The sequence below is a fragment of the Deinococcus sonorensis KR-87 genome (assembly GCF_040256395.1).
GTDB classification, from domain to species: Bacteria; Deinococcota; Deinococci; order Deinococcales; family Deinococcaceae; genus Deinococcus; species Deinococcus sonorensis.
On record NZ_CP158299.1, the window covers coordinates 2198202 to 2215905 of the forward strand.

Genomic DNA, 17704 nt, shown 5'->3' on the forward strand with positions numbered 1-17704 from the left:
CCTCAACAACAACACAGCCTCCATCAGCGTGGACGGAGGCTGTGGAAACCGGCCGGTCAGTGCAGAGGCCGGACGCCTCGCCTTACTTCTTGCCGACCAGAATGATGTTGTTGAAGGCCTCGCTGCCCAGCGGGCTGGGCACCCAGCCCTTCACGTAGGTGCGGGCGGCGGCCAGCGGCTGGCTGTGCGCCATCGGGATGCGGAACGCGGCCTTGTAGGTCAGCTCGTGCAGCTGGGCGTAGACCTTGGCCTTGCCGGGGCGGGTCAGGGCGGCGCGGCCCTGCTCCAGCAGCGACTGCAGCTGGGCGGGGTTGTAGTTGATGTCGTCGCTGGCGTTGGCGCCGTAGTACGCACCGTAGAAGTTGTCGGGCGAGCCGTAGTCACCGGTCCAGCCGATCATGTACATGTCGAAGCCGGGTTCCTTGTTGCGGTCGTCCAGGTACTTGGCCCAGTCCTCGGTCTTGAGGTTGGCCTTGATGCCCACCGCCGAGAGGTCTGCAGCGATCGCCTGCGCGATGTCCTTGGGGTTCGGGAAGTACGGGCGGCTGACCGGCATGTACCACAGGTCCAGACTGAAGCCGTTGGCGTACCCGGCGTCGGCCAGCATCTTCTTGGCCGCGGCCGGGTCGTACTTGTAATCGGCCGGCACGGCGTCGCTGTTGGCCCAGGCCATCACCGGCGGCAGGAAGCTCGCGTTGCTGACGGCCAGACCGTTCCAGAACGCCTCTGCGATGGCCTTCTTGTTGATGGCCATGCTGATGGCGGTGCGCACCTGCTGGTTGGCGAGGTACTTGTTGCGGTTGTTGAGGCTCAGGAAGCCCACGTTGAAGCTAGGCTTCAGCACCGCCGTCAGGTTCTTGTCGGCCTTGACCGCGTTCAGGCTGTCAGGGGTGAGGTCGCTGGCGAAGTCGATGGTGCCGGCCTTCAGCTCGTTCAGGCGCTGCGAGGGGTCCTTGATGCTGCGGATGACCAGTCCGGTCACCTTCGGCTTGGCGCCCCAGTACTCCATGTTTGGCTTCAGCACCACGCTGTCGCCGGTCTTCCAGCTCACGAAGCTGAAGGGGCCGGTGCCGACCGGCGTGCTGGCGGGCGTGCCGTACTTGGCGCCCTGCGCCTTGATGGCGGTGGGGCTGGCCATGCCGAAGTACCCGGCACCAATCACCACCGGGAAGTCGGAGTTGCCGCCGGTCAGCTCGAAGCGCACGGTCGAGTCGTCGACCTTGACGATGTTCTTGATGACGGCCGTCTTGTCGCCCTTGAAGCCGCCCAGCAGGTCGGCCATGATCTCGTAAGTGCGGCCCTGGTCACGGAAGCCGTACGGCGACTTGGGGTCCCAGAAGCGGGTCCAGTTGAACACCACGGCGTCGGCGTTGAAGGGGGTACCGTCCTGGAACTTGACGTTCTTGCGCAGGTTGAAGGTCCAGACGGTGGCGTCGGGGTTGCTCTTCCAGCTGATGGCCAGGCCCGGGGTCGGGTCGGTGGTGCCGTCCTTGAAGTCCACCAGGGTGTCGTAGATCTGGCGCTGCACCGCGAGGCTGATGCCGTCGGTGATGTTGCCCGGCTCCAGGCTCACCGGGTCGCCGTTGTTGCCGAACACCAGGGTGGCCGCCTGCGCGCCTCCGAGCATCGAGCTGGCCAGCAGGGCGGTCAAAAACAGTTTCTTCATGGGTTCCTCCAGGGAAAAAGCGGCACGGTGTTCAGATAAGGTTGAGCGAAACGTCATCCGGGCACGTTGGCCCGTAGCGTAGGGCGCTCATCTAGACCTGTCAAGCAGGGGAAAAGGGTGGGCTGGCCTTCAGTGTAAAGCTTTCAGTCCTCGCCGAGGTAAGCCTTGCGGACGCTCTCGTCCTGAGCGATCACGCCGGCGTCGCCGCTGAGCCGGATCTCGCCGGTCTGCAGCACGTAGGCGCGTTTTGCCACCGCCAGCGCCATGCTGGCGTTCTGCTCCACCAGCAGGATGGTGGTGCCGCGCTCACGGTTGAGCCGCTCCACGATGTCGAAGATCGCTTCCACGAACTTGGGCGACAGCCCCATTGAGGGTTCGTCCAGCAGCAGCAGGGTGGGGTCCACCATCAGCGCGCGTGCGATGGCCAGCATCTGCTGCTCGCCGCCCGAGAGGGTGCCGCCCAGCTGCGACATGCGCTCGCGCAGGCGCGGAAACAGCTCGAAGCCCTCCTGCACCCGCTGCTCGATCACCTTGCGGTCGCTGAGCGTGTAGGCGCCCAGCTCCAGGTTCTCGCGCACCGTCAGCTGCGGAAAGATGCGCCGACCTTCCGGCACGTGGCTCATGCCCAGACGCATGATCTGGTCCGGGCGCAGGCCCGCGATGTCCTGGCCCTTCAGCCGCACGCTGCCGCTCTTGTGCCGCTGCATGCCGCTGACGGTGCGCAGGGTGGTGGTCTTGCCGGCTCCGTTGCCGCCGATCAGCGCCACGATCTCGCCGTCCGGCACGTCCATCGTGACGCCCTTGAGCGCGTGGATGTGCCCGTAATAGGTGTGTACGTCCTGCAGCTCAAGCACTCGCGCCGCCCTCCTTGCCGTACTCGCCCGCCGCCGCGCCGCGGCCCAGGTAGGCCTCCATCACGCGCGGGTCGTTGCGGACCTGATGCGGCAGGCCCTCGGCGATCTTGGTGCCGTAGTCCAGCACCGTGATGTGCTCGCTGAGCGTCATCACCAGCCGCATGTCGTGCTCGATCAGCACCACCGTCACGCCCAGCTCGTCGCGAACGCTGCGAATCAGGGCCTTGAGGTTCTCGGTCTCGCGCGGGTTCATGCCGGCGGCCGGCTCGTCCAGCAGGATCACCTTGGGGTTGGTGGCCAGCGCCCGCGCGATCTCCAGTCGACGCTGGTCGCCGTAGGGGAGGCTGGTGCTCAGCTCATTGCGCATCCGGCCCAGGCCCACGAAGTCCAGCAGCACCTGGGCCGCCTCACGCGCGCTCGCCTCGTCCTCGTGGAAGCGGCGGGTCCGCAGCAGCGCGTCCACGTACCCGGCCTTGAGGCGCGGGTGGCGGCCCACCAGGATGTTCTCCTCCGCGGTCATAGCCGCGAACAGGCGGATGTTCTGGAAGGTGCGCGCGATGCCGGCGGCCGTCACCTGATCCGGGCGCAGGCCCACCAGATCGCGGCCCGCCAGCTCGATGCTGCCCTTGTCCGGCTCGTAGATGCCGGTGATCATGTTGAAGAAGGTGGTCTTGCCGGCGCCGTTCGGCCCGATCACGCTGATGATCGAGGCCTCCGGCACTTCCAGGTCCACGCTGTTCACGGCCAGCAGGCCGCCGAAGGTCTTGGTCAGCCCCTTGACGCTCAGCACGCTGCCGCGTGACTTGGCCCTGTTCTGAATCGGGCTCATCGGTCGCCTCCTGCGCGGTCATCCTCGGCGCGGGTGGCCAGGCCCGGAGAATGGACCTCCGGCAGCGGGTCGCCGTCGGCGGCGGTGGTCAGGGCGCCCTGGGCCGGCGAGTCGTCGTCGTGCTCGTGCATCATCACCTGCTGCCTCTGGGACGGCAGCAGCCCTTCCGGCCGGAACAGCATCATCAGCACCAGAATCGCGCCGAAGATCAGCCGGTTGTACTTGGCCGGGTCCAGGTTGCTGTTGAAGTTCGGCAGCGCCTGCAGCGACTCGGAGAGCGCGGTCAGGATCGAGAGGTTCAGCAGCGTCACCACCGCCGCGCCCAGAATCACGCCGGCGATGTTGCCCATGCCGCCCAGAATCACCATGGTCAGCACGCTGATGCTCTGGAAGAAGGTGAAGCTCTCGGGGCTGATGAACTGCTGCTTGGCCGCGAAGATCACGCCCATGATGCCGGCGAAGCTCGCGCCCGTGGCGAAGGCCAGAATCTTGGTGCGCACCAGCGGCACGCCCATCGCCTGCGCGGCGATCTCGTCCTCACGGATGGCGACCCAGGCGCGGCCGATGTTGCTGCGGCTGAGCCGCACGTTCACGGTGATGACCACGCCGATCACGATCAGCACCAGGAAGTACAGGAAGAACAGCTTGAACTGCTCCGGCGGGAACCCGAGGCTGCCGGCCAGCCGGTCCAGCAGCGGCACCGGCGCGGCGGTGATGCTGGTGATGCCCTGCGGGCCGTTGGTGTACTTGGTGAGGTTGTTGGCGAACACCCGGATCACCTCACCCAGCCCCAGCGTCACGATGGCCAAGTAGTCCCCCTTGAGCTTCAGCACCGGCAGGCCGATCAGCACGCCCACGATGGCGGCGGCGGCGACGGCCAGAATGATGAACAGCCAGAAGAAGTTGGGGTTGAGGCCGCCGGTCAGCCCGGTCAGGCCCGCCGGGTGGCCGGTGTAGTACCAGGTGATGCCGGCGCGGATCAGGGTGGCCACCAGAATCAGGGCGCTCACCACGCCCACCACGATCAGGAACACCGCCAGGGCGCGGCCGAAGCGCTGCCCGCCCTGCGGCTTCAGGGCGCCGGGATGGGCGCGGTCGATGGCCTTCATCCAGAGGTAGCCGGCCACGCCCAGCGCGGTCAGCAGCAGCGGAATCAGCCAGCCCCCGGTGGTGAGCGGCGTATACGGCAGGTCCGACTGCACGATCTGCTGGAACTGGCCGCTGCCGAAGATGCCCCAGATGTACGCGCCCACCGCGAAAAAGGCCACGTAGCCCAGGTCCAGCAGCCCGGCCAGACCCACCACGATGTTCAGGCCCAGCGCCAGCGCCGCGAAGATGCACATCTGGATTGCCAGATCGAAGAAGCTGCCGTTGCCGCGCCCGATGTCCGGCACCACGAACAGCAGCACGAAGATGCCCACCAGCAGCTTGACCACGCCGTTGGCGCGCCACTGGTAGGCCAGCAGCAGGCTGCCCAGGAACGCGGCGAACACGAAGGCCAGCGCGATGGCCGGGAAGCTGACGCCCGGCACCAGCCGCCCGGAGCCCAGGAACAGCAGCAGGCCGGTGATGACGGTGTACACGACCAGCGGAATGGTGCGGTCCGGCTGCCTGACTGGCCGCAGCGGCCCCGGCTTTCTGACGGCGGTCATACTTTCTCCGTGGTGCTGCGGCCCAGCAGGCCGCTCGGCTTGAAGATCAGGATCACGATCAGGGTGATGAAGGCGCCCACGTCCTTATATTGCGCGCCGATGGCGGCCAGGAAGGACAGCTTGGGGAACACGAACGAGAAGCTGCTGAGCACGCCCAGGAAGTTCTCGACCACGCCCAGCACCAGCCCGCCCAGCACCGCGCCGGGAATGCTGCCGATGCCGCCCAGCACGGCGGCGCTGAAGGCCTTGATGCCGGGGATGGTGCCGGAGTAGGGGTCCAGGTTGGGGAACTTCATGGCGAACAGCACGCCGCCCACACCGCCCAGCGCCCCGCCGATGGCGAAGGTCAGCGCGATCATGCGGTTGGCGTCAATGCCCATCAGACCAGCGGTAACGCGGTCCTGCGCCACGGCGCGGATGGCCCGGCCCGGCTTGCTGTGGTTCACAAGGCGGTCCAGGCTGAACAGCATCACGGCCGCCACCACCACCAGCGCCAGGTCGCGGACCTTCACGTTGGTGTCGCCCACCGAGAAGACCGTCTGGGTAAAGGTTTCCGGGACGTTGACCGCCAGCTGGAAGCGGCCCTGAAAGCCCTCCAGCAGCTTGATCACGTCCTGCAGAATGAGGGACACACCAATGGCGCTGATCAGCGGCACCAGCTTGGGCGCGTTACGGAGCGGCCGGTAGGCCAGGCGCTCGATCACCACGTTGAGCAGGCCGCACACGATCATGGCGACCACCAGCGCAATGGCCAGCACCAGGTAGGGGTTCAGGCCGCTGCCGGGGTTGGCAGGGTCGGGGGCGAGCAGGCGGAAGGTTTCGAAGGCCACCACCGCTCCGGTCAGGAAGACCTCGGAATGGGCGAAGTTGATCAGCTGCAGGATGCCGTACACCATGGTGTAACCCAGGGCGATAATGGCGTAAAGCGTTCCGAGCAGCAGGCCGTTGATCAGGATATCTGTCAGCAGACTTTCCACGCATGACCTCTGGTTGGACGAATGACGGGCAGGCCGGAAGGAGAAGGGCGCTTCCGCGTGCAGGACCGGGTGTCGGGGCGCGTCGGCACCGCAGCGGCCCCTTCAACGCGAAGGGGCGGGCCGGGGCTCAACGCCTCCGGCCCGCCCCCAGCTGAAGCGCTCCAGGCAATTACTGCTTGGCGACCTTCACGTTCACGGTGCCGGCGGTGCTGAAGTCCAGCTTGCTGCCGGCGTTCTTGACCTGGATGATGAACATCTTGGCCGTGGTGCGGTCACCGACGCTGTTGAAGTCGATGGCGCCGGTCAGGGTGCCGCTGGTCAGGTTGGTCTTGCGGACCGCCGTCTCCACCTGCACGCGGGTGGGCAGCTTGCCCCCGTTGGCCTTGATGGCGCTCATGACGCCGGCCAGCACCACGTTGGCGCTGTCGTAGCCCATGATGCCGAAGCCGGCCATGTCCTTCTTGTAGGCGGCCTTGTAGCGGGCGGCCACGGCCTTGGCGGCCGGCACGGCCTCCAGCGGCGGGGCGACGGTGGTGAAGTAGATGTCCTTGGCGCCGGCACCGGCCAGCGACAGCAGGTCCGGGCTGTCGTAGCCGTCGCCGCCCATCACCGGGATGGCCACGCCCGCTTCACGCAGCTGCTTGGCGAACGGGCCCACCTGGCCGTACAGACCGCCGAAGTAGATGGCGTCCGGCTTGGCCTGCTTGATCTTGGTGATGATGCTGGAGAAGTCGCTCTTCTCGTCGGTGCCTTCCGAGAAGCTGATGGTCACGCCCTTGCTCTTCAGGCGCGCCTCGGCGGCGTCGGCCAGGCCCTGGCCGTAGGGGGTCTTGTCGTTCAAGACGTAGACCTTCTTGACCTTGACGGTGTCGATCAGGAAGTCCGCGCCGGCCGGGCCCTGCGAGTCGTCGCGGGCGCAGATGCGGTTCATGTTCGAGAGCGCGCGGTCCGTGACCTTCGGGTTGGTGTTGGCGGGCGACACGATGGCGACGTGCGCGGGGGCCAGCACTTCCGAGGACGGGATGACCACGCCGGAGTTCAGCGTGCCGACCATCGCCAGGATGCTGTTGTCGGCGGCGATGCGGCGGGCGTTGGCGGTGCCGGTGGTGGGGTCGGCCTGGTCGTCGTAGGCGACGAACTGCAGGTCAAAGCCCATCTTCAGGAACGCCGCCTTCTGCTCCTTGATGGCCATCTCCGTGGCGTTGCGGATCTGGAGACCCAGGTCCGAGCTGGAACCAGTGAGCGGCGACATGCTGGCGATCTTGATAACCTGCGCCGCGTTCGCGCTGCCCAGTGCCATTGCACCAGCCAGGGTCAGAATGGAAAGGCCAAGTTTCTTCATGGTGCCTCCGGTGAACTGCACTCCTACGCCATCTGCGTCCGAGATGCTGCATTTTAAGGATGGCTTCAGCGCATGTCAATGTGTCTTTCATGATTGGCCTTGAAACCATCATGTGGTGTTTTGCCAAAAGCTGTCATTTCATTGCGATAAAAACCCTGGCCCGGCAATAAAGCGTCTTCTGGGCTTTATGCGAGCGGTTTCAGCAGCTGAATGGTGCCCTCAGTCTACCGGTTCGCCGCGTTGCAACCGGATGGCACGCAACAGATTCTGGAACATCAGCGCGGAGGTGAGCGGCCCCACCCCCCCCGGCACCGGGCTGATGGCCCGCACCCGCGCCGCCACCTCCGGTCCCACGTCGCCCACCACCCCGTCGGGCGTCACGTTGATGCCGGCGTCAATGATCACCTGTGTGGCCTGAACCTGCCCGGCGCCCAGCAGCCCGGCGCGGCCCACCGCCATCACCACCGCGTCCTGGGGGGCCAGCACCGCCGCCAGATCGCGAGTGTGCTCGTTGCAGAGCGTCACAGTCGCGCCCCGGTTGTTCAGCATCCACGCCAGCGGCCGGCCCACTGTGCGGCCCGGCCCCACGATGGCCACCCGGGCCCCCTGCAGGTCCAGCACCTCGCGCAGCAGAAAGCGCACGCTGCGCGGGGTGGGCGGCAGCAGCGCCTCCGGCTCGCGTCCGGCCGCCACCAGCGCGAGATTGGCGGGCGTCAGGCCCTCGATGTCCTTGCTGGGCGCCAGATGCAGCATGGCGAGGTCGGCGTCCAGGTGGGGGCTGAGCGGCATCTCCAGCACGATGCCGTGTACCGCCGGGTCAGCCGACAGCCGCTCCAGTTCGGCGTGCAGGTCCGCCTGAGACACGTCGGCGCCGAGCGCCTGTACCGTGAGCGTCACGCCCAGACGCTCGGCATTGCGCTGCTTGCTCTGCACGTACACGTGGGTGGCCGGGTCGCTGGACGCCACCACCGCCACCAGCTGGGGCCGCAGGTCCAGGGCCGCCACGCCGGCACGCACCTCCCGGCGCACCCGGTCGGCCAGCGGCTTGCCCAGCAGCAGCTGCGGGGCGGGGGAGGGCAGGTCGGTCATCGGCTTCATTGTGAGGCCCCCGGTGCCGCGCGGCTCAATGTCGGAAGTGCCGGCTGCCGGTGAAGACCATGCTCAGGCCCAGCTCGTTGGCCGCCGCCACGTTTTCCGGGTCCCGCTTGGCACCGCCCGGCTGCAGCACCGCCGTCACGCCCGCTGAGGCCGCCAGCCGCACCACGTCGTCGTACGGGAAAAAGGCCTCCGAGGCCAGCACCGCGCCCCGGGCCGCCTCGCCCGCGTTCTGTACCGCCCGTTCGGCAGCCCAGATGCGGCTGACCGCGCCGGCGCCAACCCCGACCGTCACGCCGCCGCGCGCCAGCACCACGTTGTTGCTGCGGGCGTGCTTGGTCACGCGCCACGCGAACCCCAGGTCCTGCCATTCCTGCTCGGTGGGCTGACGCTTGGTGACCACCTCCGCGCAGATGTCGTCCCAGACGCGGTTGTCGCGCTGCTGCGCGAGCAGGCCCCCCACCAGCGGCCGGTACTCCAGGCGCCCCGAACGGTCCTGGGCCGCCCGCAGCACTCGCAGATCCGGCTTCCTGGCGCGCAGCCAGTCCAGCGCCTCCTCACTCACCTCCGGAGCGATCACCACCTCCAGAAACGTGCCGCGCATCGCCTGGGCCGCGTCCAGGTCCAGCGGTCGGTTGAGCGCCACGATGCCGCCGTACACGCTCAGGGTGTCGGCGTCGCGGGCACGTTCCCAGGCGGCCCGGGCCGACTCGCCCACCGCCACGCCGCAGGGATTGGCATGCTTGACCGCCACGCAGGCCGGCTCGCTGAACTCCTGCACCAGCGCCCAGGCCGCGTCGGTATCGGCGTAGTTGTTGAAGCTCATCGGTTTGCCGCTCAGCACCTGCGCGTCCAGCACCGGGCCACGCTCATTGCCGACCCGGTACACGCTGGCCGGCTGATGCGGGTTCTCGCCGTAGCGCAGGTCGCCCACCCGGCTCAGCTCCAGCGTTACCTGCGCCGGGAAGCCCGGCTGATCGCCGTTCAGGTAGCGGGTGATGGCCGCGTCGTAGGCGGCGGTGTGCCCGAAGGCCTTGGCTGCCAGACGGCGACGTTCCTCCGGGCTGACCTCGGCCTGCAGCGCCAGCGGGTAGTCGGCAGGGTCCACCAGCACCAGCACACCGGCGTGGTTCTTGGCGGCCGCCCGGATCATGGCCGGGCCACCGATGTCGATGTTTTCGATTACGTCGTCAAAGGCCGCGCCACTCTCCACCGTTTCACGGAAGGGGTACAGGTTGACGCACACCAGATCGATCGGCGCGATCTGGTGCCGCTCCAGCTCAGCCAGGTGGCCTTCGTCACGGCGGGCCAGAATGCCGCCGTGGATGTTCGGGTGCAGGGTCTTGACCCGGCCGTCCAGAATCTCGGGAAAGCCGGTCACGTCGGCCACCGGGGTGACGGGGAGGCCCGCGCCGCTCAGGGCGTTCAGGGTGCCGCCGGTGCTGAGCACCTCCCAGCCGGCCTCCACCAGCTGCCGGGCGAACTCCACCACACCCGTCTTGTCCGACACCGATACCAGCGCGCGTTTCTGCATAGCCTGCCTCCTGGAAACTGGGCCGCGCCAGGGGTGCGCGGCTCCGGCCCAGGCGTGCGGCCACTTCACCGTCTGCGGCTTCCCCGTGGTGCCCCACGCGACGCCAGTCACCGCGACTGCCGGCAGTGTAGCAGAGCCCTCCCTATACGCTGCGTATACGCCGCATCGGGTAAGCTGCCGGGCGTGGATTGGATCTATAGCGTCATTCTGGGCATCGTCGAGGGCATCACCGAATTTCTGCCGATCAGCAGCACCGGACACCTGATCGTGGCGGGCGACCTGCTGCGGGTGCCCTGGGACAAGAACATCCTGAGCACCTTCGAGGTGGTGATTCAGGGCGGCGCCATTCTGGCGGTCGTGGCGTACTACTGGCGCGATCTGGTGCGGCAGGCCAGCACCATCGGCAGCGACCGGGGCGTGCAGCGCATGTGGCTGGGCATCGTGGTGGCGTGCATCCCGGCGGTGATCCTGGGCGCGCTGTTCGGCAGCAAGATCAAGGCCGCGCTGTTCACGCCGAGCGTGGTGGCGTGGGCGCTGATCGTGGGCGGCGTGCTGATGTACGTCATTGAGCTGCGGCCCCGGCAGGCCAGAACGCACCGGCTGGAAGACCTGAACCTCCCGCAGGCGATCCTGGTGGGCCTTGCCCAGTGTCTGGCGCTGCTGTGGCCCGGCTTCTCGCGCAGCGCCAGCAGCATCCTGGGCGGCATGCTGACCGGCCTGGACCGGCCCACCGCCACCCAGTTCAGCTTCTATCTGGGCATCCCGGTGCTGGGCGGCGCCACACTGCTGGACTTCATCAAGCACCGCCATGAACTCGGCGACGCGGGTCTCGCGAACGTGGCCATCGGGTTCGTGGTCAGCTTCATCGTGGCCTACTTTGCCATCGGCTGGCTGCTGCGCTTCGTCAGCGGGCACGACTTCAAGGGCTTCGCCATCTACCGGGTCATTGCCGGCATCCTGATTCTGGTGCTGGTGGCGACGGGCGTCATCAGCAACACCCTGCGCGTCTGAGCTGAAGAGCACGTCATGAAGAGAGGGGCCGGCCTGGGTGGGCTGACCCCTCTTGCTGCTGTTCCGGCGTCAGTTCAGCATGCGGTTCAGCTGGGCCACGTAGCGGGCCAGTTCCGGTGCGGGGGCGAAGGTCCGGGCGGCGTCCACGCGCTCCTGCATCACTTCCACGTCCAGCGGATCGGCACGCAGCAGCTGATTGGCCAGCAGCACCACCCGGCGCTGGTCACCTTCTGAGCGGTAACGGGCCATCTGGTTGCGCAGCTCGAAGGTCAGGGTCAGGCGCGCTTCATCGCGCATCTGCAGCAGCCAGTCGGCCTCCTCCACGCCCGGCAGGAATTCGCCCCGGTACAGCGCCAGCGCGCGGGCCAGCTCACCGGTGTGAATCGCCTGCTGGAACTGCTGCAGGTCCAGTTCCACCTTGACCAGCCGCCCCAGCCGGTAGCGCGGCGACTTGTGCGGGCCCTCGAAGCTGATGACCTCCGGCCCGAGCTTGTCGCGCAGGTCCCAGATGCACTGGCGCACGTACCCGGCCGCCTCGCGCGCGTCGCGCTCCGGAAACAGGTCCAGCTGCATCTGGGCGCGGGTGCGGCCTGGATGCAGCGCCAGATACGTCAGGACCAGCGGGGTGTTCAGGTACGCGAAGCTGATCTCGGTGCCGTCCTTGAACACGGCGGAGCGGCCCAGGGTGCTGAGCTGAAGCTGCATGGCGCCGTCCTCCGGCAGGCGCGGCTGGCCGGTCAGGTGGCCCAGCCGGTCCAGCAGCGGCTCCAGCAGCGGGCTCAGCTCCGGGTCCAGCACCGCGAACTGCAGCAACTCCGAGAGCTCCTCCAGGTCCGGCTTGAACTCGAACAGCTGGCGCAGCCGCAGCATCTGGGTCAGCGCCTCCTGCAACAGCGTCACCGTCACCGACTCCCGGCGCAGCCGCAGCGCGCACGAAGCCAGATGCAGATGCACCCGGATCATCTCCGGCATCCGACCGGCCTCGCGGAAGCCCCCGGCGGCGCGCTCCAGGCTGTCGTAGCCGCCGTGCACGTCCCCCCGGCGTCGCCGCAGCACACCGTCGGTGGCCCACAGTTCCGGGGGCCAGTCCTGCGGCAGCTGCCCGAAGCCGAGCAGGGTCTCCAGCGCCTGACCGTGCAGGCCCTGCAGACTCTGGTGGTCGGCCAGCCGGGCCACACTCCAGACGCGCAGGTTGAAGTCGCCCAGGTCTTCGGCCTGCTGTGCCACCGTGACCAGCGTCCGGGCGTACTGCTCGTACTCGCCGGACAGCCGGTACAGTTCGGCCGCGCTGCCCAGCAGCAGCGCGTGCTCGCGCTGCGCGTCCGTCGCGCTCGACAGGGCCAGCGCCTCCGTCAGGGTCGCCTGGGCCTGGGCCAGGTCACCGCTGCTCAGCTGCAGGTCCAGCAGGATCTTGAGGGCGCTCAGGCGTGGCCGGGGGTCCGTGCCCAGCGCCAGCGCCCGCACCGCCTCCTGCAACAGCAGTTTGGCGCGGTCGGTATGGCCGAGCAGCAGGTGCATCTGCGCGAGCGACTGGCTGACCCGGGCGGTCAGCTGGTCGTCGCCGTGCGCCACGTAGCCGTGCCAGGCCCGTTCCACCCGCCGGAGGCCTTCCTCCGGGTGGCCCGCCTGGAACTGCGCCACGCCCCACCAGCGCAGCAGCCGCAGCCGCAGTTCCGGGTCCTGGATGTGCTCGGCGATCTCCTGAAAGTGCAGGCAGGCGTCGTCGAAGCGCCCCAGCAGCCGCAGCAGGTTGCCGTATTCCACCGTGCCCTCGGGGTGACCCAGGATGGCGGCGCGGTGGAGGGCACCTTCCGCTTCCTTCAGGCGGCCGGTGCGGAGCAGGGCGATGCCGTTCCAGGCATGATCGGCCGCCGTCGTGGCCGAGATCGCCGCATGGGCAATCACGGCGTCGTACGCCTGAGCTTCGAACAGCACTTGCAGGTCGGATTTGTCCATGGCAGATGAAACGTTCCTAAACGCTTCGGTCCTTATGGTACTCGCATGACCTCCAAGCTGACGTTGATGATTGTCACAGCCGCCCTGACCGCCTGTTCCACCGGCCTGGCCGCTGGGCCGGTCGACTTCGGCGCCCGCACCACCACCAAGGGCGGCCCGATTGATTTCGGCACGCGCCTGACCCTCAAGGGTGGCCCGATCGATTTCGGGGCGCGGCAGGTGACCCTGGGCGGCCCGATCGACTTCGGCGCCCGGACCGTCAGCGGTGGCCTGTGAGCAGCACCCAGCAGCTCCGCAAGGCCCAGCCGCAGACCGCGCTGACCCGCAGCCACAGCCTGGCCGAGCAGCGGATGGAACTGGCCCGCCAGCAGCAGACGCTCCCGGTGGTGCGCGCGCTCCCGATCGACTTTGGCGACCGCTGAACCCAGCACACAGAGCGGCGCCCGGTGATAGTCACCGGGCGCCGCTCTGTGTGGCCGGAAAACGGAACGTCAGCCCTTGAGCGCTCCGCTGGTCAGGCCCTCGATCAGCTGGCGAGAGGCGAAGGCGAACACCACCAGCAGCGGCACCACCGTCAGCGCCACGCCGCACATCAGGGCACCCCAGTCGGTGTTGACCAGACCCTGCAGCGTCCGCAGCGCCAGCGGCGCCGTGTAGGTTTCGACGCTGCGGAAGATGATCAGCGGCCCCAGGAAGTTGTTCCAGCTGTTGATGAACGTCACCAGCCCCAGGGTGGCGAGCGCCGGGCCGCACAGCGGCAGCACGATGCGGCGGTAGATGCCGAACTCACTGTCGCCGTCGATGCGGGCCGCCTCCACCAGTTCCTTGGGAATGGCGCTGCCGATGTACTGGCGCATCAGGAAGATGCCGAAGGCGCTGGCCATGCCCGGCACCCACAGCGCCCGGGGCGAGTCGATCCAGCCGAACGCCTGCATGATCAGCGCGAACGGCACGATGTTGAGCGCGCCCGGAATCAGCAGGGTGGCCAGCACCATCGCAAACAGCTGGTCGCGGAAGCGAAAGTTGTACATCGCGAAGGCGAAGCCGGCCAGCGAGCAGAAGAACAGGGTGGTGACGGTGCTCAGGACCGCCAGATACAGGCTGTTCCAGAGATTGCGCCAGAACGGCACGCGGCCCAGCAAGCTGTCGTAGTTGGTGGTCAGGTTATGCCCGAACCAGGTTGGCGGCGGCAGGTTGAAGATCTCGCCGCGCGAGTGGGTGGCGAACACGAACATGAAGTAGAACGGCAGCACCGTCAGCAGCGCGCCCAGGACCAGCAGGGCCAGCGCCGCGCCGCGTGACAGGGGCTTGCCGATGCTGCGGCGGGCGGTGTTGGGCGCCGAGGAGTACGCGACCGCCATCTCAGTCACTCCCCGACAGGCGGCTCTTGCCAAAGATGCGGTTATTCAAGAAGGTCAGCGCTCCGATCAGGATGAACAGCAGCCACGACATCGCGGCGGCGAGGCCGGCATCCGAGTAGAAGTTGTAGGTGCGGTACATGTACATCACGGTGGTGAGGGCCATGTTGCCGATGCCGCCCGAATCGCCGGCGATGATGTACGGCTCCTCGAACAGCTGCAGGTTGCCGATCAGGGTCAGCGTGATGGCCACGAACATGATCGGACGCAGCAGCGGCAGGGTGATGTAGCGGAACTGCTGCCATACCGAGGCGCCGTCCACGCTGGCGGCCTCGTACAGGTCGCGCGGGATCGCCTGGAGACCGCTGAGGTACAGCACCACGTTCCAGCCCACGTAGCGCCACACCACCACGCTCGCCACGGCCGGCTGAATGAAGTTGCGGTTGCCCAGCCAGTTGATGTTCTCGGCCGGGAACAGGCCGCCAATCAGCGGCAGGCTGTGCAGGCTGGTCAGCACCACGTTCAGCACGCCGTACTGCCAGCTGAAGATCGTCACGAAAATCACCGCGATGGCCACCACCGAGGTGATGTACGGCAAAAAGTACAGCGCCGTGACCAGGCCCTGCACACGCTTCAGACTCATGTTGATGGCAAATGCCAGGGGAATGGCGATCAGGTGTTGGGGGATGCCGGATTCCAGCGCGATGATGCCGGTGTTCTTCAGCGACTGCCAGAAGGTGGGGTCCGTCAGGTTGTCGGTGAAGTTGCGCCAGCCCACGAAGGTCATGGAGCCCAGGCCGCTGGCCGGCTGCCACGCGTGGAACGACAGGTACAGCGAGAAGACAATCGGGAACAGGCCGAAAATGGCGAACAGAATGAAAAACGGACTGATGAAGATGTACGGCGCGTAACGGCGCTGGAAGTTATCCCAGCGAGCCCTCAGGGGGAGGCGCTCAGGTACAGTCGGGATCCGGGCTTGCACGGTGCTCTCCTCTGTGGCGATAGGGCGAAAGGGGCCGCCTGGGTGCGGCCCCCTCCAGGGTCAGATCAGCGGGCGCGGCGCTGGATCAGGGCCTGGGCCTCGCTCAGCGCCTGCTCGACGGTCTTGGAGCCGTCCAGCACGCTGGTGAGCGCATCGGCCACGATCTGGTCGGCGACCGGGTCCAGCCGGTTCACGTCGATCGGCTGAATGCGGTTGGCGGCGGTGCGCCACAGCTGACGGGCCTTCTGGCCGGCCAGGTACGGCACGCCCTCGTTGAAGAGCGGCGCGGTCTGGGCCGCACGCAGCGCGGGGAAGGCGCCGGTGGTCTTGAACGCCAGGATCTGCTGGTTGGCGTCGGTGGTCAGGTACTTGATCAGCTCCCAGGCCTCGGTCTTGTTCTTGCTCTGGCTGGGGATGCCGTAGAAGCTGCCGCCGTAGCTGGTGAAGCTGTTGCCCGGCAGCTGGAGGGCCGCCCACTTGCCGGCGAAGTCCTTGGCGAGCCAGTTCTGCATGTGGCCCACCAGCCACGCGCCGCTCACCTCGCTGGCCAGGTTGCCCTTCTGGAAGGCGGTGGTCCAGTCGCTGCTGAAGGCGGCGCCGGCCCGGGCGTCCAGCTTGGCGTCGCGGATCTGCTTGGCCACCGTGAAGGCGTTGACGAAGCGCGGGTTGGTCGGGCTGACCAGCACCTTGTTGTCCTTGTCGAAGTACAGACCTTCACCCGGCTTCAGGCCGCTGCGGATCATGATGCCCTCGACCTCGGAGGCGTCGGGGATCAGGAAGGTGCCGGGGTTGGCCGCCACGATCTTCTTGCCAGCCGCGATGTACGAGTCCCAGCTCTTGTTCAGGTCGGTGGGCTTCACGCCGGCCTTCTGCAGCAGGTCGGTGCGGTAGAACATCGAGCCCGGGCCGATGTCGGTGGGCATGGCGACCATCCGGCCGTCGTCGGTCATGGCCTGCGGGAAGGTGTAGGCCACGAAGCGGCTGCGGTACTGGCCAGCGTTATACGGAGCCTTGCTGATGTCCACCAGACCGCCGCCCTCGGCGAACTTCGCCACGTAGCCGAAGTCGATGGCTTCCACGTCGTTGGCACCCGAGCCGGTCGCCAGCGCGGTGGTCAGGGCGTTGTGGTGGTCAGCGTAGGCCAGCGAGTTGATCTTGACCTCGATGTTCGGGAACTTCTTGTTGAAGCCGGGGAGCGCCGCCTTGACCACGCTGTCCAGGTCGGGGAACACGCCGATGGTGATGGTCTTCTTGGCTTGGGCGCCGGCGAGGCTGGCGGTCAGTGCCAGGGTCAGAGCAAGAGCGATCTTGTGCATAGGGTCCTCCGGGACAGCAGAACGGGTGAAAGGGCGTCGGGACGGGGGCGGACGGTTGAAAGCGCTTTCACAAACATCGTTGACGGATGCGGCTGGGCGCGGAAGAACTCGGCGTTCAGGTACTGCGTCGTCGGGCGGTGGACTCGCGGATCACCAGCTGAACGGTCAGGGGCGGCAACAGATACGGCTGGCCGGCCAGCTGGTGCAGGATCCACTGGGCGGCGGCCTGACCCATCTGAAAGGTCGGCTGACGAACCGTGGTGAGCGGGGGAGAGGTGTAGGTGGAACCGGGAAGGTCATCATACCCCACCAGGGACACGTCGTCGGGGACCCGCAGGCCCCGGCGGTGCAGGGCCAGCCGCGCGCCGTAGGCCATCTGGTCGTTGGCGGCGAACACCGCGCTGAACACGCTGCGGCCCTCGAACAGCCGGGTGGCGGCCAGGTAGCCGGACGCCTCCAGAAAGTCCCCCTGCTGCACCAGCTCCGGATCGAAGGCGAGCTGCGCCTCGTCGAGGGCGGCGCGGTAGCCGGCCAGCCGGTCCTGCGCGTCCGGATGAGACATATCGCCGGTGATGTGGGCGATCCGGCGGTGGCCCATCTCGATCAGGTGGTGGGTGATGGCGCGCGCACCTTCCAGCTGGTCCAGTCGCAGGCACTGCCCTTCCAGTCCGGCGACCGTCCGGCCCAGCAGGCTCAGGGGAACGCTCTGCGCCACGGTCCTCAGCTGCTCGTCCGGCACCGATCCGCCCAGGACGGCCAGCGCGTCCACCCGCCGGGCCAGCAGGCTCTCGATGGCCTCCATCTCGGCTTTGGCGTGCCAGTGGCCGCTCATGAACACCGTCTGGTAGCCGCTGCCACCCAGGCCCTGCTCAATGCCCCGCACCATGTCGCCATAGAACGGGCTGGAAATGTCCTGTGTCAGGACGCCGACGCTCATGGTCCGGCCACTGGCCAGTCCGCGAGCAAGCACGTTCGGTCGGTAGTTCAGCTTCGCCAGAACGCGTTGCACATGTTCACGTTTCTCGGGACTGACGTTGGCAGAGCCTGTCAGAATACGCGAGACCGTGCTGGCCGAAACGCCGGCCTCACGTGCCACTCGGGCAAGGGTGATATTCGCTTCCATACGTGCTTG

16 protein-coding genes and 1 riboswitch are annotated in these 17704 nt (G+C 67.4%); of the genes, 3 read left to right on the forward strand and 13 right to left on the reverse strand.

The window, feature by feature from the left end; all coding sequences use genetic code 11:
- Nucleotides 1-82: 82 nt before the first annotated feature.
- From ABOD76_RS16085 to purH, 8 genes are all read right to left on the reverse strand, one after another.
- Complete coding sequence (locus ABOD76_RS16085; protein WP_350242973.1) at nt 83-1666, reverse strand: ABC transporter substrate-binding protein; 1584 nt, start codon at nt 1664-1666, stop codon at nt 83-85.
- 143 nt (nt 1667-1809) lie between these two features.
- On the reverse strand, nt 1810-2520 hold the full coding sequence (locus ABOD76_RS16090; RefSeq protein WP_350242974.1) for an ABC transporter ATP-binding protein: 711 nt from the start codon (nt 2518-2520) through the stop codon (nt 1810-1812).
- Nucleotides 2513-3349 carry an ABC transporter ATP-binding protein gene (locus tag ABOD76_RS16095; protein ID WP_350242975.1) on the reverse strand — a complete coding sequence of 279 codons (837 nt, stop codon included), beginning with the start codon at nt 3347-3349 and terminating at the stop codon, nt 2513-2515. Before ABOD76_RS16095 ends, ABOD76_RS16090 begins: the two co-directional genes overlap by 8 nt.
- Complete coding sequence (locus ABOD76_RS16100; RefSeq protein WP_350242976.1) at nt 3346-5001, reverse strand: branched-chain amino acid ABC transporter permease; 1656 nt, start codon at nt 4999-5001, stop codon at nt 3346-3348. The genes ABOD76_RS16095 and ABOD76_RS16100 overlap by 4 nt, the downstream gene beginning before the upstream one ends.
- On the reverse strand, nt 4998-5978 hold the full coding sequence (locus ABOD76_RS16105; protein WP_350242977.1) for a branched-chain amino acid ABC transporter permease: 981 nt from the start codon (nt 5976-5978) through the stop codon (nt 4998-5000). Before ABOD76_RS16105 ends, ABOD76_RS16100 begins: the two co-directional genes overlap by 4 nt.
- A gap of 169 nt (nt 5979-6147) precedes the next feature.
- Nucleotides 6148-7320, reverse strand: coding sequence for a branched-chain amino acid ABC transporter substrate-binding protein (locus ABOD76_RS16110; protein ID WP_350242978.1), 1173 nt, complete (start codon nt 7318-7320; stop codon nt 6148-6150).
- A 219-nt stretch (nt 7321-7539) separates the two neighbouring features.
- Nucleotides 7540-8409 carry a bifunctional 5,10-methylenetetrahydrofolate dehydrogenase/5,10-methenyltetrahydrofolate cyclohydrolase gene (locus tag ABOD76_RS16115; protein WP_350242979.1) on the reverse strand — a complete coding sequence of 290 codons (870 nt, stop codon included), beginning with the start codon at nt 8407-8409 and terminating at the stop codon, nt 7540-7542.
- A gap of 34 nt (nt 8410-8443) precedes the next feature.
- Entirely contained in the window at nt 8444-9949 is a 1506-nt protein-coding gene (gene purH, locus ABOD76_RS16120) for a bifunctional phosphoribosylaminoimidazolecarboxamide formyltransferase/IMP cyclohydrolase (protein ID WP_350242980.1), read from the reverse strand.
- A gap of 39 nt (nt 9950-9988) precedes the next feature.
- A riboswitch (ZMP/ZTP riboswitch) is annotated at nt 9989-10070 on the reverse strand.
- Between the two features lie 62 nt (nt 10071-10132).
- Here purH and ABOD76_RS16125 point away from each other — a divergent pair.
- Nucleotides 10133-10960, forward strand: coding sequence for an undecaprenyl-diphosphate phosphatase (locus tag ABOD76_RS16125; RefSeq protein WP_350242981.1), 828 nt, complete (start codon nt 10133-10135; stop codon nt 10958-10960).
- A gap of 69 nt (nt 10961-11029) precedes the next feature.
- Here ABOD76_RS16125 and ABOD76_RS16130 read toward each other — a convergent pair whose 3' ends face one another.
- The gene (locus ABOD76_RS16130; RefSeq protein WP_350242982.1) at nt 11030-12916 is read right to left on the reverse strand and encodes an SARP family transcriptional regulator; all 1887 of its coding nucleotides are present in this window, start codon (nt 12914-12916) and stop codon (nt 11030-11032) included.
- 45 nt (nt 12917-12961) lie between these two features.
- On the opposite strand from ABOD76_RS16130, the gene ABOD76_RS16135 reads away from it, so the two are divergent.
- The gene (locus ABOD76_RS16135; RefSeq protein ID WP_350242983.1) at nt 12962-13192 is read left to right on the forward strand and encodes a hypothetical protein; all 231 of its coding nucleotides are present in this window, start codon (nt 12962-12964) and stop codon (nt 13190-13192) included.
- Complete coding sequence (locus ABOD76_RS16140; RefSeq protein WP_350242984.1) at nt 13189-13338, forward strand: hypothetical protein; 150 nt, start codon at nt 13189-13191, stop codon at nt 13336-13338. Before ABOD76_RS16135 ends, ABOD76_RS16140 begins: the two co-directional genes overlap by 4 nt.
- Nucleotides 13339-13407: 69 nt before the next feature.
- Here the strand turns inward: ABOD76_RS16140 and ABOD76_RS16145 are convergent, their stop codons facing one another.
- From ABOD76_RS16145 to ABOD76_RS16160, 4 genes are all read right to left on the reverse strand, one after another.
- Nucleotides 13408-14277: a carbohydrate ABC transporter permease gene (locus ABOD76_RS16145; RefSeq protein ID WP_350242985.1), complete on the reverse strand. Its 870-nt coding sequence runs from the start codon at nt 14275-14277 to the stop codon at nt 13408-13410.
- Between the two features lies 1 nt (nt 14278).
- Nucleotides 14279-15256: a carbohydrate ABC transporter permease gene (locus tag ABOD76_RS16150; RefSeq protein ID WP_350242986.1), complete on the reverse strand. Its 978-nt coding sequence runs from the start codon at nt 15254-15256 to the stop codon at nt 14279-14281.
- Nucleotides 15257-15321: 65 nt separating this feature from the next.
- Nucleotides 15322-16572 carry an ABC transporter substrate-binding protein gene (locus ABOD76_RS16155; RefSeq protein WP_350242987.1) on the reverse strand — a complete coding sequence of 417 codons (1251 nt, stop codon included), beginning with the start codon at nt 16570-16572 and terminating at the stop codon, nt 15322-15324.
- Between the two features lie 115 nt (nt 16573-16687).
- The gene (locus ABOD76_RS16160) at nt 16688-17695 is read right to left on the reverse strand and encodes a LacI family DNA-binding transcriptional regulator (protein ID WP_350242988.1); all 1008 of its coding nucleotides are present in this window, start codon (nt 17693-17695) and stop codon (nt 16688-16690) included.
- Between the last annotated feature and the right edge of the window lie 9 nt (nt 17696-17704).